Annotated in this window: 18 protein-coding genes and 1 pseudogene; 11 read left to right on the top strand and 8 right to left on the bottom strand. The window is 41.8% G+C overall.

All coding sequences use genetic code 11. From position 1 onward, the window contains the following. Window positions 1-2: 2 nt before the first annotated feature. The 4 genes from nirD to ABH008_RS11895 all read right to left on the bottom strand — a co-directional run bounded on the left by nirD (window position 3) and on the right by ABH008_RS11895 (window position 4,888). Window positions 3-338: a nitrite reductase small subunit NirD gene (nirD, locus tag ABH008_RS11880; protein WP_347985832.1), complete on the bottom strand. Its 336-nt coding sequence runs from the start codon at window positions 336-338 to the stop codon at window positions 3-5. After that, entirely contained in the window at window positions 335-2,875 is a 2,541-nt protein-coding gene (gene nirB / locus ABH008_RS11885) for a nitrite reductase large subunit NirB (RefSeq protein ID WP_347985833.1), read from the bottom strand. The genes nirD and nirB overlap by 4 nt, the downstream gene beginning before the upstream one ends. An 805-nt stretch (window positions 2,876-3,680) precedes the next feature. After that, window positions 3,681-4,307, bottom strand: a complete 627-nt coding sequence (locus ABH008_RS11890) for a hypothetical protein (RefSeq protein ID WP_347985834.1) — start codon at window positions 4,305-4,307, stop codon at window positions 3,681-3,683. Beyond that, window positions 4,304-4,888 carry a ComF family protein gene (locus tag ABH008_RS11895; protein ID WP_347985835.1) on the bottom strand — a complete coding sequence of 195 codons (585 nt, stop codon included), beginning with the start codon at window positions 4,886-4,888 and terminating at the stop codon, window positions 4,304-4,306. Before ABH008_RS11895 ends, ABH008_RS11890 begins: the two co-directional genes overlap by 4 nt. Before the next feature lie 103 nt (window positions 4,889-4,991). Here ABH008_RS11895 and ABH008_RS11900 point away from each other — a divergent pair, with 103 nt between their 5' ends. The 3 genes from ABH008_RS11900 (at window position 4,992) to ABH008_RS11910 (ending at window position 9,319) form a co-directional block, all read left to right on the top strand. After that, a complete protein-coding gene (locus ABH008_RS11900; RefSeq protein ID WP_347985836.1) occupies window positions 4,992-5,210 on the top strand; it encodes a hypothetical protein in 219 nt (72 codons plus the stop codon). A gap of 298 nt (window positions 5,211-5,508) precedes the next feature. Then, window positions 5,509-7,905, top strand: a complete 2,397-nt coding sequence (locus ABH008_RS11905; protein WP_347985837.1) for a TonB-dependent receptor — start codon at window positions 5,509-5,511, stop codon at window positions 7,903-7,905. Window positions 7,906-8,080: 175 nt separating this feature from the next. Then, the gene (locus tag ABH008_RS11910) at window positions 8,081-9,319 is read left to right on the top strand and encodes a sialidase family protein (protein WP_347985838.1); all 1,239 of its coding nucleotides are present in this window, start codon (window positions 8,081-8,083) and stop codon (window positions 9,317-9,319) included. Window positions 9,320-9,485: 166 nt separating this feature from the next. Here the strand turns inward: ABH008_RS11910 and ABH008_RS11915 are convergent, their stop codons facing one another. Together ABH008_RS11915 and ABH008_RS11920 are read right to left on the bottom strand one after the other, a co-directional pair. Further along, entirely contained in the window at window positions 9,486-9,905 is a 420-nt protein-coding gene (locus ABH008_RS11915) for a PIN domain-containing protein (protein ID WP_347985839.1), read from the bottom strand. Continuing rightward, window positions 9,902-10,153, bottom strand: a complete 252-nt coding sequence (locus ABH008_RS11920) for a hypothetical protein (protein ID WP_347985840.1) — start codon at window positions 10,151-10,153, stop codon at window positions 9,902-9,904. Before ABH008_RS11920 ends, ABH008_RS11915 begins: the two co-directional genes overlap by 4 nt. A gap of 451 nt (window positions 10,154-10,604) precedes the next feature. Between ABH008_RS11920 and ABH008_RS11925 the strand changes: the two genes are divergently transcribed. The 3 genes and pseudogenes from ABH008_RS11925 to ABH008_RS11935 all read left to right on the top strand — a co-directional run bounded on the left by ABH008_RS11925 (window position 10,605) and on the right by ABH008_RS11935 (window position 13,625). Continuing rightward, entirely contained in the window at window positions 10,605-10,895 is a 291-nt protein-coding gene (locus tag ABH008_RS11925) for a hypothetical protein (protein ID WP_347985841.1), read from the top strand. A 254-nt stretch (window positions 10,896-11,149) separates the two neighbouring features. After that, the gene (locus ABH008_RS11930; RefSeq protein ID WP_347985842.1) at window positions 11,150-13,039 is read left to right on the top strand and encodes a DUF4034 domain-containing protein; all 1,890 of its coding nucleotides are present in this window, start codon (window positions 11,150-11,152) and stop codon (window positions 13,037-13,039) included. Between the two features lie 112 nt (window positions 13,040-13,151). After that, window positions 13,152-13,625 (top strand): annotated as a pseudogene (locus ABH008_RS11935) (DUF2569 domain-containing protein). Window positions 13,626-13,665: 40 nt separating this feature from the next. Here ABH008_RS11935 and ABH008_RS11940 read toward each other — a convergent pair. Beyond that, on the bottom strand, window positions 13,666-14,355 hold the full coding sequence (locus ABH008_RS11940) for a hypothetical protein (protein WP_347985843.1): 690 nt from the start codon (window positions 14,353-14,355) through the stop codon (window positions 13,666-13,668). Between the two features lie 153 nt (window positions 14,356-14,508). Further along, window positions 14,509-15,033: a hypothetical protein gene (locus tag ABH008_RS11945; protein ID WP_347985844.1), complete on the bottom strand. Its 525-nt coding sequence runs from the start codon at window positions 15,031-15,033 to the stop codon at window positions 14,509-14,511. A gap of 958 nt (window positions 15,034-15,991) precedes the next feature. Between ABH008_RS11945 and ABH008_RS11950 the strand changes: the two genes are divergently transcribed. From ABH008_RS11950 to ABH008_RS11970, 5 genes are all read left to right on the top strand, one after another. Continuing rightward, window positions 15,992-17,470, top strand: coding sequence for an MFS transporter (locus tag ABH008_RS11950; RefSeq protein ID WP_347985845.1), 1,479 nt, complete (start codon window positions 15,992-15,994; stop codon window positions 17,468-17,470). Between the two features lie 2 nt (window positions 17,471-17,472). Further along, window positions 17,473-18,051 carry an ANTAR domain-containing protein gene (locus ABH008_RS11955; RefSeq protein ID WP_347985846.1) on the top strand — a complete coding sequence of 193 codons (579 nt, stop codon included), beginning with the start codon at window positions 17,473-17,475 and terminating at the stop codon, window positions 18,049-18,051. A gap of 491 nt (window positions 18,052-18,542) precedes the next feature. Next, window positions 18,543-19,925 (top strand): CmpA/NrtA family ABC transporter substrate-binding protein, encoded by a 1,383-nt coding sequence (locus tag ABH008_RS11960; RefSeq protein ID WP_347985847.1) that lies wholly within the window; start codon window positions 18,543-18,545, stop codon window positions 19,923-19,925. A gap of 235 nt (window positions 19,926-20,160) precedes the next feature. Beyond that, entirely contained in the window at window positions 20,161-21,174 is a 1,014-nt protein-coding gene (locus ABH008_RS11965) for an ABC transporter permease (protein ID WP_347985848.1), read from the top strand. A 9-nt stretch (window positions 21,175-21,183) separates the two neighbouring features. Beyond that, window positions 21,184-22,938 carry a nitrate ABC transporter ATP-binding protein gene (locus ABH008_RS11970; RefSeq protein ID WP_347985849.1) on the top strand — a complete coding sequence of 585 codons (1,755 nt, stop codon included), beginning with the start codon at window positions 21,184-21,186 and terminating at the stop codon, window positions 22,936-22,938. Window positions 22,939-22,961 lie beyond the last annotated feature (23 nt).

Here is a 22,961-nt window from a genome sequence, read left to right on the forward strand (position 1 = left end):
AATTATTCTGCCTCTATTTTGACCGCAACACGGTTATTTTCGATAAGTACCGCATAAGTGTCTATTTTTATGTCTGCATGTTCAAAGCAATGGCCAGTAATTAAGCTGTAATGCTGTTTATACAGTGGCGATGCCAGCATGGGTTCGCCAGCGATATCGCCTATCATGCCGCGTGATAACACATTGGCTTTACCTATGGGATCGAAATTGGCGACCGCAAAAATTTGCTGGGTTTTAGTTACATAAAACAAGGCAAGCTGTTGTCCTGCCACTAGCGCACACACGCCAGAGTCGGGTTGCAAATCATCGACACTGCACACATCTATCCAGGTGCTCATACGGGCACCTCAACCAGTTCGAAATGCTGACGTTCTGATGCGTTGGCCGGGCGTACTTGGCCGCGTTCTTCGACAAATACAATATGGTTGTCTGCCATGTCGCTATTGATAAAATGGCGGAAGCGTTTTAGTTTGTTGTCATCTGCCAGTGTGGTTTTCCATTCGCATTGGTAGGTGTCGATAACATGCTGCATTTGCTGTTCGAATTCGCTGCACAGTTGTAATCTATCGTCGATAACCACTGCTTTAAGATAATCCAGGCCACCTTCAATGTTTTCCATCCATACTGAGGTGCGTTGCATGCGCTCTGCGGTACGAATATAGAAAATCAACACCCGATCAATATATTGAATTAAGGTAGCCTTATCCAGATTGGTGGCAAACAAATCTGCATGGCGCGGTTTCATACCACCGTTACCACACACATACAGGTTCCAGCCGCCTTCTGTTGCAATAATGCCTATATCTTTACTTTGCGCTTCTGCACATTCCCGCGTACAGCCGGATACCGCAAATTTAATTTTGTGCGGCGCACGTAATCCTTTGTAGCGATTTTCCAGTTCTATGGCCAAACCAACACTGTCGTCGACCCCGTAGCGACACCAACTGCTACCTACACAAGATTTTACCGTGCGTAAGGATTTACCGTAGGCATGACCCGATTCGAAGCCTGCCGCAATCAGTTCGGCCCATATGAGTGGTAATTGTTCTACCCGCGCTCCAAATAGGTCTACACGTTGACCGCCGGTAATTTTTGTATACAGCCCATATTTTTTGGCGACTTGTCCCAATACAATTAAACCATCTGGCGTAATTTCGCCGCCTGTAACACGTGGTACTATAGAGTAAGTTCCATCTTTCTGAATATTTGCCAGAAAGGTGTCGTTAGTATCCTGTAAACCAATATGCGGTTTTTCTAGAATATACTCATTCCACTGCGAGGCCAATATAGAGCCGACGGCCTGTTTACAGATTTCGCAGCCCAGACCGCGACCATGGTTATCGATTAAATCAGTAAAGGTTTTGATTTTTTCAATACGTATCAGGTTATATAGGTCTTGACGGGTATAGTGGAAATGTTCACAAATATCGGTATTGACTGCAACGCCGGATTTTTTTAGTTCGCAATCCAGTACCGATTTTAATAAGGCGGCACATCCGCCGCAACCGGTACCTGCTTTAGTTTCGGCTTTTAAGTTAGGTAGAGTGGTGCAACCTGCCGCAATGGCTTGACATACATCACCCTTGCTAACAGCGTAACAGGAGCAAATTTGCGCAGCATCTGGTAAGGCATCGGGTCCTAACCCCACCGACTGATCGGAGCGCGGCGGTAAAATCAATGAATCTGGATTTTCTGGCAGTTCGATACCATTTAAACAATATTGCAGCAGGGTGCTATAACCATTGGCATCGCCAACCAATACCGCACCCAGTAGTTTTTTATTATTGGCATCGACCACTAAACGTTTGTAGATCTCTGCGCGTCCATCTTGATAGGTATACACCAATGAGCCTGGCGTTTTAGCATGGGCGTCACCAATACTGGCTACATCCACACCCAATAATTTTAGTTTGGTGCTCATGTCTGCACCGGTGAATGCGGCTGTTTTCTCTGTTAAATGCGCCACTACTGTGCGTGCCATACTGTAGCCGGGTGCTACCAAACCAAATATTTGCCCGTTCCAAAGCGCACATTCACCGATGGCATAGATAGCTTCGTCAGAAGTTTGGCAAACATTATTAATCACAATACCGCCGCGCTGACCGACATCCAGGCCGCTGGCACGTGCCAGATCGTCCCGTGGCCGAATACCCGCAGAAAATAAGATAATATCAGTTTCCAGTATCTCACCATCGGCAAAGGTCATGCGGTGATAACATTGCTTGCCTACGTCGATTAAGGTGGTGTTTTTATTCAGATGCACGCTAACGCCCAATGCTTCTATTTTGCGTTTTAATAGCGCTCCACCGCCTTCATCCAGTTGTACTGCCATTAAACGCGGAGCAAATTCGACTACATGGGTTTCCAGACCTAAATCCTGTAACGCTTTTGCCGCTTCTAATCCCAACAGGCCGCCACCAATGACAGTACCCACGCGTGAGTTTAGTGCAGCTGCTTGCATGGCTTCTAAATCTTCAATGGTACGATAGACCAAACATTGTGGTCTTTCATGACCGGGTACCGGTGGCACGAATGGATAGGAGCCGGTTGCTAAGATTAATTTGTCGTAGTTAACCCTGACGCCTTGGGCAGACACTACCTGTTTTAACTGTCTATCTATGCTTACCGCTCTGTCGCCCAGCAGTATGCGTATATCATTTGTTTCAAAAAATCCGTCGGGCACCAGAGACAAATCAGCCGCGCTTTTACCGCTAAAAAATTCTGACAAATGCACACGATCATAAGCTGCTCTGGGTTCTTCGCAAAATACCACGATCTGAAACTGACCGGGTGTAGCATTTTCCAGCAGTTGTGCCAGAAAGTGTTGACCGACCATGCCGTTACCAATAACCACCAAGGTTTGTTTGTAACTCATACTTTGACCTCTACAATGTATATATTTCGTGTCGCCATTTAGGCGATAGCAAAACTCTCGCGAATTAGAGTGATCATTTTTTCCAGGCAAAAAAAAAGGCATCCCAATGGTAATGAATAATTCATTCCATTAGGACGCCTTTGTCCAAGGTAACAATGATCAAATTAATCTCAGCGGGAGATTGCTTATGGTTAAGCAAGCTGTGTGCCAGTTTTAAATATGATTTGAGTCAATGGTTTATCGGATGTTGGGTGTTTGGGTTTAGAGTATTTGCACCGAAATGGTTCATTTTTGAGGGTATTTGCACCAAAAGGTGGATTTTAGGGGGTGGTTTAAGTCAACATAAAGTGTAAAAGTCAGGATTAGATTTGATGATTTAGAGAACTACCTTGCGTAGCCGCGATTAGCAATGCGTAATCCCGGGAATATATTGCAGACCAAACTTACCGCTAAACCTAACAGAAGTAAATTGCCAATTAATATAATATTCCCGTTTTGGAAAACTTTAAAATATTCCAAGGCTAACAATTCCTGCGATAACGCGTTGCTTATAGAGGCTACGCGGGCTCCTTAAAACAAAGCTAGGAACGTGTGGCAAACGGTAGTATCTCCATCAAATTCGACATTTCTCTAATGTACCAGTTCCAGACGAGAGTGTTTGAGAAGTCAACATCTACTGGATTAACGCAAAGTGTCCGCGCGCCGGACTTAGATGCCCAACTGTCATTTAGGGAGTTACCTACAAAAAGAATGTCGATTGGTTCGCAGGCTAAGTCGTTCAGAGGAAAAGCCTAAAGACGAAGCATTAGCGGAGTTCGCTGGAGCGTTTAGTTAAGCTTGGATGTTTAACAAGTACAATAGCTTCAACAGGCTGTTCATCAAACAAGTCGCGTTGAATGGACTTTAGTGATTCAATTTTTTTAAATAATCCGATTTTTTCATCTGCTCTTTTGAGCGATGTTACACTCATAAAATTGATTAGAGTTTCGAGGTCTTGAATATTTTTAATTTTAATAAATTCTTTGGTTTTGTTTACGTAAACTAAACCAACTTTGTTTTTTTCAACAAGTTCAATTACATTACTCAGGGTTCCTGTACTGCTGGCGTCCCAAATCATAAAACCATAGTCGCAGTCCGCAGCCATAGCTTTATCTTTTGCGGTAAAATATTGTCGAGTACCGGGTTTGTAGTTGGAGCTAATTTTCTTAGTGACCCAATTCCCAAGATTGTTTCTTGGCGTATCTCCAGAGCAATATACGACAACAGAACGCAACCCGTTGCATTTAAAGAACTCTTGAATAGAGCTATCAACCCCATCAGCATCACCAATAATTACCTCAAGTTTCGATGAAATAATATTTTTTAGTCGCTCAATGACTTTAGTGTCGAGCTTTTTAATCTTGATTGAGCCGGATACAAAAACATTTGTCATGGGTTTTTCCTGGTTATTGTAGCGACAAAAATTTTCTTGATTTTTGTGTATTGCCTTAACATAGCTGTAGCTGCTTCGAGTGATGACCCAGTGTCATAAAGATCATCTACAATCAGTGCATTATATGAGCCTTCCACTAAAACGTCATTAATCTTAAAGGCTTTACAGAGCGCTTTAACGCGATCTTCCTTTGATGGCATATTTTTAACTTGATCCGTAGATGCAGTTTTTACTAGAACATTGTCAATGTAGGGAATGTTCATTAATGCCGCAACTTGATTTGCAACTTCATTTACAGGCTGGAAAGCTCTTAGCTTGGATGCCGGCATGGGCAAGATAAATGATGCACTTTGGAAAAAATGCCCCAGAGAATCGACAATCTGTTGCCCAAGTGCGTCAACTTGGTTACGATCAGAACGGAATTTTAACTGATATAAAGCCTCGCCAATCTCTGTTCTTGTCGTATCAAACATAGGGTGCCCGTAATTGTTGTAACCGATAAAAACACTACCGAGAGAGTGCTTGTCAAGAGAATAACCAGTATCCCAGTTGCCAAATATTTTTTGTACGTTTACTTTCAAAAGTCACCTAAATATGAGGGTTTTCTTTTCAATTTGAGTAAGTAGACTAGCGTTGGTGTTGCATTCCTTCGTGGGTTCAGGGCCCTAGGCTGGGTTGAACAACGTGAAACCCAGAAAATTCTTTGAAATTACCGGGTTTCTTTGCATTGAAGTTTTCCTTTGGATTACAACGCTTATCAGCTTCGAAGCAGGGTTTTATTATCATTCAACTAAGCCTTCTTCTGCAAGCCAAACATTGGCTTATTTCCAGTTTTTGGTTGTAGGTAAAATCGTACCAACTGGCGCTACTTGGCCGCACTTTGTCAGTCTTTGCCCCATCTAATCTGAGCAAGCAAACTTAAATGTTGGCTATTATTTGAATTTTTACAACTACTCTCGGCTACGTTGGCTTAATAACACTGATTTGTGTCTCCATCTATTTCTCATCAGCTATGCCTACGTGTAAAACCTAAAACTACGTTATATCACGTATTTTTGAATTAATTATTGTGTTATATAACATAGTTTAATTAACTTCTAATTATACGATAAGTATATCTATTTGAATTATATTCTGTTTATATTCTGGGCATATACTTTGCTTTTGTTGTTGTTTTTATAATAATAAATGAGGCATTGTAGTGGACTTTAAACGCAAACTTTTATACTTGGCGGTTTCTACAGCTTTATTGCCTAGCACAATGGTTCTGGCTGCTGATACTGTTGCGGGTACAGGTAATTCTGAGCCAACAGTGAGTTCAGAGAGTGATGCGGTTAATACTTTAGATACCGTAAAAGTTTCTGCAGTGAGTGTGGGGCGAGGCAGTAATGTTGAAAAAATGGATATTAGTACCACTGTTATTTCCAGACAGCAAATTCAGGAAAGTGCGGAGCTGACTCTCGATCAAATTTTGAATCGGCAAATGGGCATTTTTACGTCCAATACCTTGCCTGGTCAAACTGACCCTACCGGTGCCACGGTGCAAATGCGTGGTTTTGGTGCCAGCGGCGAAAAAGTATTGGTTACTGTGGACGGTGTGCCCATCAATGACGGATTTTTCAGAACTATAGACTGGAACCAAGTTCCAAAGGATACCATTGAAAAAATCGAAATTATCCGTGGTGGCGGTGGGGCGGCCATGTGGGGTAATCTTGCTGAAGGTGGGGTTATCAATATTATCACTCGCGAGCCAATAAAAGATGAAAAACGCGCTGGCGCAGCCTACGGTTCTTTTAATACTGTAGCTGGTGATTTGGCGGGTACTTTGTATCACAGCAGCGATGTGAAAGTAGGGGCTAACTTTAATGCCATTTCGTCTGATGGCTATAATATGACGCCTAACGCTTATCATGTGACACCTAATATCAGCGCGACGGTTAATAGCACCAATAACGGTTTAATATCTGCCTATTTTACACCTAACGATTATTCCAAATATTTTGTAAAGTTTCTGGCTTCTGAGCAGTTGATGGATAAAGGGGCGGGTGGTTTTGCGCTGGGTAATAACCAATGGTACAAATACGATTTTCGCAGCGGTGGTGAAATTAAATATTCCAAAACCGGTAGTATGAACTTCAATGCCTATTACAATCACTCGGAACAGGACCGAATGAATGGTGCTTTGATACAGCCAAATGGTTCAGGCTTAACCATCAGTGGTGTAGCCAATGATCCTAATCAATCTTATTTGACACTACTGGCAAATTCTAAAGCCTATGCCCAGCAAATTGAATCTCAGCAATACCAAACCTATGGTGCTGCGGCTTTTATTCAGGAACAGTTTCATGGCAATTGGGGCGATGCTAAAGATGTTAAAGTAGGTTTTGATGCGCGCGGTATTAATATTGATGATACTATGCAAGTTAATGCAGCTGTATCATCATCAACCTCTTCAACGTTAAATCCCGGATCGTTTTTGGCTAATGGCAGCACTTACAAGTATGCCAACATTAACACGAGTGCCAGCAATGCCTTTGAAGGTATTTTTGCACAAGCCACATTCAGCCCAAAAGATATACCACTGGATGTAACCGTTGGTTTGCGGGACGATTTTTGGCAAGCGTTTGACGCTTATGGTACTACCAGTTTGTATAAAACCAACGGTACTTTTAACAAACCTACGTTCGCTAACAAAACACCTAGCCAGGGATTTTATCAGTTTAATCCGCGCTTAGGTTTAAAGTATATGTTTGATTCTGGCGTGGATTTACGCGGTGCCATTTACAGAAATTTTGCCGCCCCTGGTATGAATAATCTGTATAGAACTTATTATGGTTCTAATGCTGCTTACGAGGCAAACGCTTCCTTGAATCCAGAAACCAACTTTGGTCAAGAGATTGGGATCGATTTTACTAATGATACGGTCAAAACCAAGTTTACTGCTTACCATAATGAACTGAGTAATTTTATTAACAGTGTCACCTTGTGTAACACGGGTGCTACCTGTACAGCTGGTGGTGCTAATAGCTATGTTAACCAATTTAATTTAAGTTCTAATACTACCTCAATCGGTTGGAATCAAAACATCGGCACGGCTACTATGGAAGGCGGTGAGTTTTCGGTGGATTGGCAAGCAACCCCCACCTTTGATATTAATGCTGGCGTAAATAGAACATGGGCGTATATGAACTCATTTACTGGTCAATTTGCTGCGCTAAATGCTGCTTCTGCGGCGGGTAACCATGGTGTTGCTGCGTATTATTTGAATAGACAAATTCCTAATGTGCAGCCCTGGACTCTGAATTTGGGTGGTAAATGGGATTTCTATCCAGACTTCTCTGTCTCTTGGACAATTAAAAGCTGGCCAGCCTATTGGACCAATACACAGGCAATACCTGGTAGTAACCAGCAAAATACTGCGGCCACTACTGCGGACATGCACTTTAATTACAAAGCCAATAAACGTCTTGATTTGTATATCAATGCGCAAAACTTGTCTAATGCTTCTTATATCACCACCAACTCAAATGGCACTTCTTCCATACCAACCATGGGTATGCCACGAAATATCATGGGTGGTTTTAAGTTTAGCTGGTAAGTAAAGTCCATGCAGAGTGCAGGTGCGGTTGCTGATAGGGGTAACTCGGAACACTGTTGCTTTATCAAGATAGGCTATTATTTCAACGCTACTGTTATGTCAGTAGCGTTTCACTCTTTAGCGGGCAAACTGAAAACGACACCATTTAGTGCGACCAACTGCTGTTCTTAGGATTATGAATTATAAAAACTTATTGCTTGTATTATTTACCTTAACACTATGTGCTTGTGCAACGGATTACAGTACCCCGTTGGCTACCCAGGCCAGCCATCAACAGCACCATGGTGCTGAAAGCCCTCAATGCTCGGCCAGTAAAACACCCAGTATTCAGTGTTCAAAGACTGTGACTTCTGCTTTTGATCATCAAGGCAGATTGTGGGTAACGTGGGTTGATCATAATCATATCTATCTGCAATCATCACTTGATCAGGGTGATCATTTTTCCGCACCGCAGTTGGTTAATCGTGTAGAGGAAGCTGTGATTGCTCACGGGGAATATCGTCCAAAAATCAAGTTCAATGCTCAGGATACTATTTTTATTACCTGGACAGTGGCATTGGAAAAGAAAAACACCGGACATATACGTTTTAGTCGATCTAGTGATGGCGGAAATACCTTTAGTGAGCCAGTTACCATTAACGATAATCTGGACGTTATTGGGCATCGTTTCGACAGTTTACTTATCGGTAAAAACGGTGAATTATGGATAGCTTGGCTGGATGCACGCGATAAAGAACAAGCAAAACTTGTTAACCAACCGTTTGAAGGATCGAGTTTGTATTTTGCTTACTCTGAGGATGGTGGTATTACTTTTCATGCAAACCAGATGGCAATCAATCATACCTGTGAATGTTGTCGGTTAGGGTTGGAGTTGGATAACAATAATTTGCCTGTTGTTCTCTGGCGGCATGTGTTTGCTGGAAATATTCGCGATCATGCTTTGCTACGCTTTCAGGATAGCCTTAAACCTGGGACCTTACATCGAGTAAGTAATGAAAACTGGCAAATTGACGCCTGTCCACACCACGGACCCGCCTTGGCAATAGACAGTAGCGGCAACTATCATGTGGCCTGGTTTAGTGGTGCCAGCGGACGGCAGGGCTTGTTTTATGCTAACTCTTCGGATGGTGGATTACATTTTTCCAACCCTTATCCTTTTGCTAGTCAGGGGGCAGGGCATCCTGCTGTGATATCTCAAGGACAGACAGTGGCATTACTTTGGTCGCAATTTGATGGTGAACAGAATCAATTAATCTTACAGCTGTCGCATGATTCCGGTGTTAGTTGGAATTCTCCGCAAACAATTGCTAGAACGGCGCTAAGTGCTGATGATGGCTTTTTATTAACGGATGGACAGCAATTATATGTGTCTTGGCAAACGGGGGATGGCTATCAATTCATGCAAATTGAATAACAGTAGGCATGCGTTTATATCACTTTTATACTGAATTACCCTGTTTTTATATTTGTATTCGTGATGAGTTATGAATTTTTAAAGTTACCGTGTCATTTCATTGTTGCTAATCGCAGCTACGCGGGCTGAAGTAGCTGGAGAAGGGCTCACTGCTATAAGGAGTTATTCAATCATTTTCCAATAAATTTTGAAACGGCTGGCGATTTTTCCAGCGATACGCACCAAAGTCACGTTTGTCAGTAGAAACGATGCGACCATGCCCCAAATGCTCTGCAAGTACAACTAATGAAGCATCTGCAAAATCCATGGGCAAATCAGCATATTGCGACATCAACTCTTCACAGCGAAACAGATGAGATGCTGTAATATCAAAAAGTCGAAAGGCACTGCGGTGATGACTACGTAAAAAAGCTGTTGCGAAGCGCTCACCCCTGCGCTTTTGTAACAGGTAACAAACTTCTGTAATAACGGGGATTGTGGTTATAAGCGGCTCTTGAAGCGTTTTAGCTACTTGAAGTGCAAGGTCATGAAAATTATCACTATCATCTAAAATTGCAACCCAAAAACCAGTGTCCGCAATAATCACTCATTGCCCCATAGATGCTGTTTATAATTAACAGAAAGATTTCCGTCGCCATGTAGACAGCCAATTAATCCTTCATCAGCAAAAATACTTAGCATTTTTTGCCCTTCAGTTTCAGGGGCTTCAACTCTTTCATCAATTGCTTTTGTCACAATGTCAGCCACGATTTCAGAAAGTGGTTTTTGTAGGCGTTGTTGTAACTCTAGTAGACGTTCGGCATAAACATCGTCTAATTCAGCTTCAATGTGCATTGCAGATTCCCCAAAAGTTATTTGTAAATTTTACGCTATTTTTTGCGAATCGTGATTATTCTTGAGCCACTCAGTTTACCGATAGTAATTTCTACGGAGTTGTCTTTCAGCCAGTCTAGGTAACACAATATTTATGCGCCACTAGCTCGGTTATTAGTTAATGGTATTACTGGGCGTTGATTACGCAATGTACCAAAATATAATTATATAATTGATAGACATACATATTATTTCTGCTACGTTTAATGGTAAGGTTGGACTGCAATTTATTCCCTCGATTACGCGTTGAGACTGTTAAAGTATTCAATTTTTAAAATATTTACCAGTATATCTAGTGGTAAAAAATCACAAAAACAACTATATATAGGATATTTTGACAAAAATTATGAATACTTTCACCGTCTCCGTTGCTAATCGCGGCTACGAGGGCTGATTAGTTGATAGGTTGCCAATGAACATAGCAAAATTATATTTTGGACTTGCATCATCAATCGTTATTTTCATAGTCAGTCTGCCTTGGCTTATGCGCTATTTTGTACCTGGTACAGAAATGTTAATTTTGATTGTTGGTTCACTTTTGTTAGCTTTCGCCACAGTCGCAATCTTATCCATGCTGAGTCAAAGCGCTAGACAATTTATAAAATCAAACAAAGCTAAATACCTTATTTATTTATCAGTATTTATCTCTGTTTTATATAGTGCTTTTGCTGTGTTACTTATTATTTACCCATTAGATATATGATCCTTGTGATTAGGGTGGGTTTAATCAAACATACGAATGTTTCGTAAACTATCCTATTGTAAAACAAAGCTATATAGAAATTCAGACTTAACATGTTGTCTTGCGGCTAAAACCACCCTTAAACCTTTTGTCTATTCATTATACAAAGAGCAATGCGATTAAAAAATTCGACATAATCTAACATTGCAAATTATTCCATGAATGTGTAATATTTAATTTCTGTCAATTACATTGAACATTAACTGGTATAAACAATGAAGGATCAGCAGCAGCGCATTAACCCTTATAAAATAGCTTTTTATATTCTGGCTATTGTTATCCTTACATTATCTGGACTGCTGGTATTGAACCACGGCTCACTAATTTATCCTCCACCTATCAGTGTTGTACCCGCTAATATCACGCCAGCCATAACACCAAAACCGCTATTGTCTCAACAAGATATTGATACGGAAGTGAGTAAACTAATCGGTACATCGCCTGATTATCCAACACGCTTCGAGCAAGCTATGCGCGTAAGGGCTAATATAAACAAAGGTGAATTTCCTGCTGCAAATACGATAATTTCAGACTTTCTGCATCAGGGATTGAAAAACAACTGGCGCTTTCAACCTACCAAGTATTTTTTTGATTTAATTACCGAAGATTCTAATGAAAAATATCTGGAAAGCTTAAACAACTGGGTTAAAAAACAGCCTAACAACGCTATTCCTTATTTGCTACGCACAAAATATCATTACAATACTGGTTGGGATATACGCGGGAATGGTTATGCCAATAAAGTACCGGATCAACGTATGAACCAGTTTATACAGCATTTGGAATTAGCTATGCAGGATTTAAACAAGGCTATGCAGCTAGATGACAATCCCTATTATGCCAAACTGTTAATCGATATTCTGGGTGCTTTTGGCGATGATGACAGTCAGGCAACAGCTTTTCAGAAAATTCTGGCAAAATATCCACAACATTTAGGTTTGTTTCAAGCCCGTTTGAATAATTTGCCACCAAAATGGGGCGGATCTGTTGAGCAAATGTATGCATTTGTTGATAAATACGCAAAGCCTGCCCCTATAGATTCGCCTTTAAAAATTCTGTATTTAAATCTTTATACTGGACTTTTAGATGTGGCATCCAGTCATTGTTATGCAAAAAAAGCCAAACCTGTTGAGGACTGCGTTCAGTCGTCCATTGCTGAACTTGCTACTGCCGAATTGCAACAAAACGTTCAGGATGCTTTGCAAATGCAGCATTATGCGGATCATTATCAGTTTATTCTGTCGGTGTATGATGCCTTAGATCAAATAACGCATTGCCGATGCTATGAAAAAACAAATGGCACTTTATTGCAATGGGCTGCCAATGGCATAGGCAATAATAATGAACTGCTGGCGCCAGAGCCTGCGAAAAACAATTTCATGCTGGACAGTTTAATTGCCAAAATATGGGTTAATAAGCAACATTATGGCGAAGCGGAAAAATTGTATCAGCGTGCAATTGCCAATGTGCCAAATTTTCAGTTTTCCAGTCAGGAGTTAAAAGACCTTTCTATGGCAAATCTTTATGATGATTTGGCGTTTCTATATGCTGATATGCAACAATATCAAAAAACAATCATTTATCAAAAAGCAGCAGAACGCCTTGACGGAATTTATCGTCCAAACCGCAGTTACCTGCAATGCTTAGCTTATTATAATCTTAAGCAATTTGATAATGCCTTACAGGCATGCTCACAACAGATAGATATCGGTGATGATGTGAATTCTCGGTATTTACGTGGCCGCAGCTATCAGGACATGGGTAATCTTCAGTTGGCAATTGATGATTTCCATGCAGTAGCTGAACAATCACGGACGGACGGCTATCAGAACGATGCGGCTATTAAAATCGGGCACATTTATACGGTAAACGGTGACTTTCAGAAATCGCTGGATACACTTAATCACTATACTTACCTGTTTGATGACGACTTACAGAACGACCACGTTCTTGCCATCAGTTACAACAATCGGTGCTACGCCTACATGAAACTGGATAAACTTAATGAAGCATTAGCCGATTGCAATAAGTCCTTAACTTACGAACAACTACCTGATGCCCTGCAAAAACAGCATGATATTCAACAACGACTGAATGGCAAGTGACGAGGGCTTACTGCTCACCACGAACGGACGCATAATTACTTTTTACCAGACGCTTTTTACTATCCAGTGACGGCCGTTTATATAAACCATCAGTGATATTAGAGGTAATAATATGGAGGATGAAAATCTACGTGGAATAAAGGGTTGGTTGATATTTGTTGCAGTTGGTATTGTTTTAACACCATTGCTAATGATTAGGCAAATTTATCTGGATTACCAGGAATTACTCAACAATGGTTTATGGACTGCCCTGACAACTCCAGGTTTCGATACGTATATGCCTGCTTGGAAAACCTTGGTATGGTGTGAACGGTTAACCAACGGTGGAATGGTGCTGATTTGGTTTTATATCGGATTTCTATTTTTTTATGGAAAAAAATCTTTTCCAATCTGGTAAATCAGTATTTTGGTTTTTCAGGTGCTGTTTTTATTTGCTGATTCTTTAGCCTTGAAGTCCATGTTTCCAGATCAAACTATTTTTGTATCCGAAACTACTGATCAGATTATTCATTCCTTTCTAGTAGCATTAATTTGGGTACCCTATATTCGGGTGTCAAAACGTGTGAAAACTACTTTTGTTAATTAAACTAAAGGTTACTCAAATGGTATTGTTCTATATCCCACACTTACTGACTTCGCGTAGCGATGCCCGTTTCCGGCGAAACATACACATTAGCGGGATCGATATCTTTTGACATGGGGTTTTCGGCTAAGGGCGCTTGAGAATCGGTGCGCGTATTCGCAAGCGTAGCGATACCGGTTTCTGGCGAAATAGAAATATCCTTCGGGTTTACGCCTTCCGGGATCGGATTCTCAGATGGAAATTGCTGAGTATTGGCTTGCGCATGCGTGAGAGTGGCGATACCCGTTTCTGTTGATACTTGCATGTCCTTCGGGTTCACGCCTTCCGGCAGTGGAGTAGTGGCAAGCGGCGGCTGCCTGGAATTGCTATTCGTTCGCATAAGAGTCGCTATGCCCGTCTCCGGTGAAATATAAACATCAGCTGGGTTTACGCCTTCCGGCAGCAGGTTCTTGGTCGGCGGTTGTTGAATATTGGTTCGTAAATGGGTGACTGTGGCAAAACCAGTTTCCTGGGAAATTTCGATATCTTCCTGGCTTGCATCCCGCTGCGCCTTATCGGTTTCCGATAAACTACGGGGTTGTTTATCTTCTGTTGGCTTGTCGTTATTTCCACTCAGCACTGTAGATTTAGGCTGCGTTGCATTTGGATCTTGAAAAACGCCACTGTAAAACCCAAACAGCAATGTCACCAGCAAGCACGTAGACAGTTTGATAACAAGTTTACTTTTTTGCATCGATTCTTCTCAGAGGTTTGAGCGGCTTAAGTCTAATTCTAGTTTAGAGGGTGAAAAACGCCTGGGGCAGGCCTAGTTTTCCTGATAGCCTGAGTCTGGCAAAAAAAACTGGGCAATGCGAAGGCATTTTTCAGCGGATTTCCACCAAATCAATTAATTGGCATCAATCAGGTAACCATGCACTGTCGCGCTGGAATCGAAGCCTACTATGCTGCCTGGCACCAGGATCTTAATCTTGGGCGTGGTGCCAGGTTCGTAGTAAACCCGCGCTTCCCGGTCAAGATTCCAAAACGTTGAGCCTGATATATTGATACCGGCTGAAAAATCCGGTTTTATCACCGCCACGATGCCGGTGTTTGTAGATAAATCCTCGCCGAAGGCAACCAAATTGGGTGCGCCGCCGGTAGTGGCGATTAGGAGCGTGACGTGTTCAACCACAAGGCGTTTTCCAGCCGGTACGGCGTTGAAGCTGACGAGGCAAGCGTTTGTATTACCCGAAAAAGTGTTGCAGTTGCCGATAATTGAATTAAATTGCACCGTTTGCTGATAAGGCAGTCTGCCAGGCTGTTCAACGTTTTTTACCAGAGCAGCAGCGGCAGCGGCCTCCTGTGCCGGCAGCAACGTTGCGGCAGACAGAATAGCGGCGACCAGCGCCAGGGATTTTATTTGCAGTTGCATGGAGTTTCTCCTGTGTTAAAAGTTCGTTTTTTGTGGTGAATATTTCTTGATTGTCCTGCATGCCTATTTATGTAGAAAGGGCGAAGGATGTGCCAACCAACGAGCCGCGCATCATTCGATTTCGATACTCTAAATATCAGGCGGGATTATGTTACCCCAGTTTATTTGCATAAACCCCTTCGTCTACAACTATTACTAACTGAAATTCTTTCCCAGTTTTCAATTTTTTTGGAGAATGCGCCTTTAAGCCTATTCCAGCGTGTTGAAAAACTGGTATCGTCGTCAGGTAATGTCAATATACAACGAAGATGATCGATCAATAATTGGTTTACCTTGCGTTCGGCAAGATTAACGGTAAAAAATCATGTGGCACCCGGAATGTAATGTCTACGCTATTTGGTCATGATGATAGATTAACTTTCAAGTGATGCGCTCATCTGGTATGGATAGTAATAAATTGAACGTCAAGTTTCAAGCATTTACGTGCCATAGATCAGAAATACCAGCCTGTCGGATTTTGTTAAGGGATGTCAGATGCCTGCCTTTCAACTCAAGACTGCAAGATGCAACGTCCTATCTGATCTGAGCGAGCAAACTTAAATGACAAATTTGGTTTGGATTTTTATGTCTAAAGCTATGTATTTAGTAACTATTTGCCGCATGTTTTCCAGTAGGCGACAAGTTTGGTTTTAAGTGCAGGGCGCATCAATCTCGTCAGATGTGCTTCACATCGTTCAGCACATCCTATATGCCATTGATTCTTAATTATAAATACGACGTTATTTGTGTTTTTTTATTATTCAGTGAGGCAATTCGAAATATCACCACTAATGTTTGTTCCAAAATAACGTTGAGAACACGTGTTAATATTTGCTAGTGTAAGCAGATTTTCGTACCTGTGGTTAATGGTATGTAAAATGCTTAAATTATTTCAATATTGTTAACTTGTACTGCCGCCATGCCTATTTCTCCTTTCAAACTGTTCTCTATGCAAGGCAAAACCAAAATATTGCATATGAGCTGGATGGCTTTTTTTGTCAGTTTTGTGGTTTGGTTTAATCATGCGCCTTTAATGATGCTGATTAAACAGGAAATGGGGCTTACCCAGCAGCAAGTTGAAATTATTTTGCTATTAAATGTGGCGCTTACTATTCCCGCCCGTGTGATTATTGGCATGGTAGTAGACCGATTTGGTGCAAAAATTAGTTACAGTATATTGCTGGCGGCCTCCAGCATCCCTTGCTTTATGTTTGCTCTGGCTGATAATTTTGTGGAGCTTGCCTGGTCGCGTTTTTTACTGGGATTTATTGGTGCTGGTTTTGTTGTAGGTGTGCGCATTATTGGCGATTGGTTCCCTGCCAACCAGATTGGTACTGCGGAAGGTATTTATGCGGGTTGGGGTAATTTTGGTTCTGCCATAGCAACCCTATTATTGCCTGGTTTGGCTTATTATTTGGGGGCGGAGCAGGGCTGGCGTTTAGCGGTTGCTAGCACTGGAGTATTGGCCATTATCTATGCGGTTATTTATTACCTAAATGTTGAGAATCTTCCGCCCGAATTAGCTGGGTTAAAAACTAAACGTGCAGCGACGATGGAGGTAAGCAGTATCAGTGATTTATTTCTGTATATGTTAAGCCTGATACCCTTATATGCCAGCATGTCTTTATTGACTTGGAAACTTTCCAGTCCAGAAAGCCCTTTAATTTCTCTTAGTTGGGCCACCTTAAGCCATGTGTGCATTTGGTTGGTGTTTTTTATGCATGCTTATCAATTGGTTAATACCAATGCGCAGCGTTTAACACAGCCGATTGCCAGTATTCATCATTATCGCTATAGGCAAGTGTTTATTTTGGCGATTGCCTATTTAATTACCTTTGGCTCCAAACTGGCTGTGTTGTCTATGTTGCCGATGTTTTTTTATACGACCTTTAGTGTTTCTCAGCATTTGTCCTTGTTCGATGCGGGATTATTGGCTTCCAGCTTTGTCATTACCAATATTATTGCCCGTCCTGTGGGAGGATTACTGAGTGATACTTGGGGGCGTAAACTGGCCTTAACGGTGTTTTCCGTCGGATTAACGCTTGGTTATCTGCTGATGTCCATGATTTCTGCGGATTGGTCGTTATTGTTAACGGTATTGGTAACCTTGCTGTGTTCTGTCTTTATGCAAGCTGCTGAGGGAGCCATTTTTGCTTTTGTGCCGTTAGTTAGACGTGCCATTACTGGCGAAGTAGCCGGTATAGTGGGTGCTTATGGCAATGCGGGGGCAATAGTGTATTTGATATTATTGACTTTCTTGACACCCAGTCAGTTTTTTTTGTTGTTAGGCGGTTGTTGCATTGTGTTACTAGGCCTGATTTTCTATTTGGAAGAACCGCGTAGTTTTATTACACAAATCATGCCGGATGGTACGGTACTTAAAATCGAGATTAATTAGAGATGGCTGCCCTTAAAGTGCTGGTCATTGATGAATTTGATTCGGGTGGCCTAATAGAAAAAAGTTTGCAAGCGTATGGTTTTGAAATTGCCACTTTAAAGTTGCAAGCTTTACATTTGCTGGATGTGGTTAAAACGCTGCAACCGAATGTGGTGGTATTAAATTTATACAGCCCCAATGCTAATGTATTAAACATGATGCGCGAGCTTAATCAACAGTATGCGGTGCCGGTGGTGGTATTTGCCGAAGATCAGCAAACCGATACCATTAATCAGGTGATTAAGGCGGGTGTCAGTGCTTATATCGTCGATGGTCTGGAACCCAAACGTTTAAAAGCCATTATCGATATTGCTATTGCACGTTTTAATGAGCATAAGGAACTGAAAGACGAGCTTAAAAAGACTAAAACGCAGTTGGAAGATCGTAAGTTGATTGATCGAGCGAAAGCAATTTTGATTAAATCGCAAGCGTATACTGAGGAACAGGCTTATCAATCTTTACGTAAATTGGCTATGGATAGAGGGATTTCGCTTGGAGAAATGGCTAAAAATGTGATTGCTATGGCTGAGTTGTTTAAGTGAGTGGTATTTTTTGAGGTGTTGCTGTTTTTAGGGTCGGTGTGGAGTCGGGGTATTGGTTTTAACGTGGCTCACATTCGGCATATCATTTTTGTGTTTGGGTGATTTTTAATGCTTGGGCTTCGAATCCCTGATTCCATTTCATTGCATCCAGGCTACATTTTGCACCAAGAATTCACCCTTACGCACCAAAATTGTGCTGTTTATTACATTAATGCCAATTAAACAGGACGTGGTTTAATTTTATTTTATTATTTTTTTGGTTTTAAAAATTTCAAGTGATTGAATTGATGTAATAAATAAAACTAAGGGTTTGCTTTAAAAAATAATGGCATCTAATTTGCTTTAAGTAAAGCAATACCCCAGCGTTGGGGTTAACAATTTGGCTCAATGTTGAGCAAACCAGACAAAGGCGTCTTTCGAGTATGGCTAATACCCTACGCGAAGGCGCCTTTTTTTTTGGCCTAAATTTTTTCAATCAACGGGTTTTATTTATGAAATTTCAGAAGACATGCCTAGCAAGACATTTACTGACCACGGCAATTTTGATAGGACTTGGCTTTTCTAGCCAGGTTTCTGCTGCCGGAAAACTGGAGAAAGAAGATTTAAAATTCGGGTTTATCAAGCTCACTGATATGGCGCCTTTGGCTGTAGCTGCCGAAAAACGCTTTTTCGAAGACGAAGGCTTATTTGTGCAACTGGAAGCACAAGCCAATTGGAAAGTGGTTATGGATCGGGTTATCAATGGTGAGCTTGACGGATCACATATGTTAGCTTCAGCGCCGTTGGCGTCCAGTTATGGTTTTGGTACTAAAGCCGATTTAGTGACTGCGTTTAGCATGGGGTTCAATGGCAGCGCAATTACGGTGGGGAATGATATCTGGGCACAAATGAAGCCTAATGTTGCTATGGAAGGTGGTAAGCCTGTGCATCCAATTAAAGCAGATGCTTTAAAACCTGTGGTGGAAAAATATAAAAGTGCCGGTAAACCTTTCAATATGGCCATGACATTTCCAGCCGGTACCCATAATCTAAAATTACGTTACTGGTTAGCCGCAGGTGGTATTAATCCGGGTTTTTATGCGCCACCACAAGATATATCCGGCCAGATAAATGCAGATGCATTATTGTCTGTAACACCTCCACCGCAAATGCCAGCAACCTTGGAAGCAGGCACTATCTTTGGTTACTGCGTGGGTGAACCTTGGAATCAACAAGCCGTGTTTAAAGGAATCGGGGTGCCGGTGATCACTGATGATGAATTATGGAAAGACACACCCGAAAAAGTGTTTGCCGTTACCCAAGCTTGGGCCGACAAATATCCCAATACCCATAAAGCGGTGGTGAAGGCATTGATTAGAGCGTCCATTTGGCTAGATGCTGAAAATAATAAAAATCGTAAAGAAGCGATAGAAATGTTATCGCAAAAACAATATGTGGGTGCTGATTTTGATGTTCTAGCTAACAGTATGACCGGAACCTTTGAATACGAAAAAGGTGATAAACGTAACTTGCCTGACTTTAATACTTTTTTCCGTAAAGGCGCCAGCTTTCCCTCTTATAGCAGTGCTATCTGGTATCTGACACAAATGCGCCGCTGGGGTGAAATTAACGAATACAAACCCGATGCCTGGTACATGGAAACAGCCAAAAAAGTTTATAGACCGGATATTTATTTGGCTGCTGCACAAGAACTGGTGGCAGAGGGCAAAGCCAAAGCCGAAGACTTTCCAGCGGATACCGGTATCAAACCTTCACAAAATTATTTTATCGACAAAATTCCATTTGATGCTGAAAAACCCAACGATTATCTCAGTAAGTTTACGATTGGTTTAAAAGGCAAACAAACCGTATCGGGTGGCAAAGTTGTTGATTAATTAAAAATTAAATTATACCACGCGGTTCGAGGGTGCTTACCTAGACCGATATGTACAGTGTAAGGGTAAGTTTTTATAGGATGTGCCGACGCCAGAGGGCGCATCAATCGCGACAGATGCGCTTCATTCTGTTCAACGCATCCTATAACCCTGCTTAACGCTGGTAACACCTAAACCTAGCTGCACTGATGCGGCGATATTTAACGATAGCTTTAACCACTTACAGGTAATAGCCATGATCAAAAAACTGATTAAATTTTTTAACATTACCGGTCTCATCTGGTTTGTACCGCTACTTAAAATTGCCGCTGGCGAAAATCCAAAACAGCAACTGCGCCAATTATGGTTAATTATGGGATTGCCCATTATTGCTTTTATGTTGTTTTTGGGTTTTTGGAGTGTTTCGGCTTCAGGTGTTAATACCAGTTTGGGTGCCATACCGGGCCCTGTAGCGGTTTGGACTGAAGTGAGTGGGCTGATTACTGAACACAGTGCCGAAATGCAGAAGCGCAGCGAGTTTTACCAACGCCAGGAACTGCGTAATAAAGAAAAATTGGCCGAAGATCCTAAAGCAGAAATAAAGTTTAGACCCTATACCGGCAAACCCACTTACTTAGATCAGATTTTTACTAGTTTGCGTACCGTATTTGCTGGTTTTATGATTGCCACCTTAATCGCCGTACCACTGGGCATACTGTGCGGTATGAATCCTTTATTGAATACCGCCATTAATCCTTTAATCCAGATTTTTAAACCTGTATCACCTTTAGCTTGGTTGCCTATCGTCACCCTAGTTGTTAGTGCTGTGTACGTAACAGGTGATGATGCTTGGTTTGCTAAATCCTTTGTCACTTCCGCTATTACCGTTACTTTATGTTCACTATGGCCTACTTTAATTAATACGGCAGTTGGGGTGTCTTCTATTGATCGGGATTTGGTCAATGTCGGTAAAGTGCTGCGTTTAGATTGGAGTACGCAGATTAAGAGCATCATTCTGCCCTCAGCCTTACCTTATATCTTTACCGGCATGCGTTTATCGCTGGGGGTGGGTTGGATGGTATTGATCGCCGCAGAAATGTTGGCGCAAAATCCGGGCTTAGGCAAGTTTATCTGGGATGAATTCCAAAACGGCAGCGCCAATTCACTTAGCCGCATTATGGTGGCAGTATTCACTATCGGCTTCATCGGTTTTATTTTGGATCGCATTATGCAGTCCTTACAAAATGTATTTTCGTTTCAAAAAATTTAGGAGCGAATCATGCAACAAGCAACCGCTAAAATATTTCAACTGTCTATGTCTGATACTTTGCATACCACACCCGCCAACGATGCCTATAAACCATTGTTGGAATTAAAAAATGTAAATAAATCGTATGGGGAGGGTAATGCCCGTGTAAACATACTAAAAGACATTAATCTTGAGATTCGTGCTGGGGAATTTATTGCGATTGTGGGCTTTTCCGGTAGTGGAAAAACCACGCTAATTTCTTTGATAGCTGGATTAATCCAAGCTGATAGTGGCGAAGTGTTAAAAAATGGCTTAGCCATACTACAGCCAGGACCAGATCGCGGTGTGGTATTTCAAAATTATTCGTTAATGCCGTGGTTGACTGTGTTTGATAATGTGGCGCTGGCTGTGGATGCCATATTTAAAGATTGGACACCCAGTCAACGCCGCGCGCATACCGAAAAATATGTGCGTATGGTCAATTTGGGTGCAGCCATGGATAAAAAGCCGGCGGAATTATCCGGTGGTATGCGGCAACGGGTGAATGTGGCACGTGCTTTAGCTGCAAATCCAGATATATTATTGTTGGATGAACCGTTGAGTGCCTTGGATGCCTTAACCAGAGGCAATTTACAGGACGAGATACTGCAAATTTGGGAGCAGGAAAAAAAGACCGTTATTCTTATTACCAATGATGTTGATGAAGCCATTTATATGGCTGATCGGGTTATACCGCTTAAGCCTGGCCCCAATGCCAGTTTTGGCCCGGCTTTTAACATTGATCTTGAGCGACCACGCGATAGAACAGCTTTAAATCATAATCCGGAATTTAAACGTTTACGGGCAGAAATTACCCGTTATTTAATGGCTATTGGTATGGAAAAAAACCAAACCGAAGCCGTAGATAAAATTATCCTGCCAGCGGTGCGACCCAATACCAGCAACGACTGGAAGTTGGATAGCTCGGCACTAAAACCCAGCCAAACACAATTAGGTAAAGCTCGTTATCTGGAATTTGCCAATTTGTCTAAAGTATATCCCACGCCTGACGGTAATAGCACTGTGACGGTGGTTGATGGTTTTGATCTGAAAATTAAAAAAGGCGAATTCATTTCTATTATTGGTCACTCCGGTTGTGGTAAGTCAACTGTGTTATCCATGACTGCTGGATTGAACGAAATTTCTGATGGCAGCATTATTCTGGATAATCGCGAGATTGACGGAGCCGGACCTGATCGTGGTGTGGTGTTTCAAGCGCCCAGTTTGTTTCCGTGGCTGACTGCTTTTCAAAATGTGATGCTGGGTGTGGATAAAGTCTATCCACATGCCCAACTAGAAGAACGTGAAGATATCGTTGAATATTATCTGACTCGTGTGGGTTTAGCCGATGCTATGTATAAAAAAGCAGCGGATATGTCCAATGGTATGCGACAACGAGTGGGTATTGCCCGTGCTTTTGCTTTATCACCAAAATTACTGTTACTGGATGAACCCTTTGGCATGTTGGATTCGCTAACGCGCTGGGAATTACAGGAAGTATTGATGGAAGTTTGGGAGCGTACCCATGTTACGGCTATTGTTGTGACGCATGATGTGGACGAAGCCATACTACTGGCCGACCGCGTGGTAATGATGACCAATGGTCCGCGCGCCAAAATTGGCAAAATTCAAGACATTGATTTACCCAGACCACGTACCCGCAAAGCTTTGCTGGAACATCCTGATTATTACCAATACCGGGAAAGTTTATTGAGCTTTCTTAGCGCCTGTGACCACACGCATTAATTTCTGATTGTCAGCTAAAACTA

This window comes from Methylomonas sp. AM2-LC, assembly GCF_039904985.1.
In the GTDB taxonomy this organism is placed as follows: domain Bacteria; phylum Pseudomonadota; class Gammaproteobacteria; order Methylococcales; family Methylomonadaceae; genus Methylomonas.

Bases quoted from the DNA above. Each gene is read 5' to 3' on its own strand.
- nirD (WP_347985832.1), bottom strand. From the start codon at position 338: ATGAGCACCTGGATAGATGTGTGCAGTGTCGATGATTTGCAACCCGAC.
- nirB (WP_347985833.1), bottom strand. From the start codon at position 2,875: ATGAGTTACAAACAAACCTTGGTGGTTATTGGTAACGGCATGGTCGGT.
- ABH008_RS11890 (WP_347985834.1), bottom strand. From the start codon at position 4,307: ATGACAAATGTTTTTGTATCCGGCTCAATCAAGATTAAAAAGCTCGAC.
- ABH008_RS11910 (WP_347985838.1), top strand. From the start codon at position 8,081: ATGAATTATAAAAACTTATTGCTTGTATTATTTACCTTAACACTATGT.
- ABH008_RS11920 (WP_347985840.1), bottom strand. From the start codon at position 10,153: ATGCACATTGAAGCTGAATTAGACGATGTTTATGCCGAACGTCTACTA.
- ABH008_RS11925 (WP_347985841.1), top strand. From the start codon at position 10,605: ATGAACATAGCAAAATTATATTTTGGACTTGCATCATCAATCGTTATT.
- ABH008_RS11930 (WP_347985842.1), top strand. From the start codon at position 11,150: ATGAAGGATCAGCAGCAGCGCATTAACCCTTATAAAATAGCTTTTTAT.
- ABH008_RS11940 (WP_347985843.1), bottom strand. From the start codon at position 14,355: ATGCAAAAAAGTAAACTTGTTATCAAACTGTCTACGTGCTTGCTGGTG.
- ABH008_RS11945 (WP_347985844.1), bottom strand. From the start codon at position 15,033: ATGCAACTGCAAATAAAATCCCTGGCGCTGGTCGCCGCTATTCTGTCT.
- ABH008_RS11950 (WP_347985845.1), top strand. From the start codon at position 15,992: ATGCCTATTTCTCCTTTCAAACTGTTCTCTATGCAAGGCAAAACCAAA.
- ABH008_RS11955 (WP_347985846.1), top strand. From the start codon at position 17,473: ATGGCTGCCCTTAAAGTGCTGGTCATTGATGAATTTGATTCGGGTGGC.
- ABH008_RS11960 (WP_347985847.1), top strand. From the start codon at position 18,543: ATGAAATTTCAGAAGACATGCCTAGCAAGACATTTACTGACCACGGCA.
- ABH008_RS11965 (WP_347985848.1), top strand. From the start codon at position 20,161: ATGATCAAAAAACTGATTAAATTTTTTAACATTACCGGTCTCATCTGG.
- ABH008_RS11970 (WP_347985849.1), top strand. From the start codon at position 21,184: ATGCAACAAGCAACCGCTAAAATATTTCAACTGTCTATGTCTGATACT.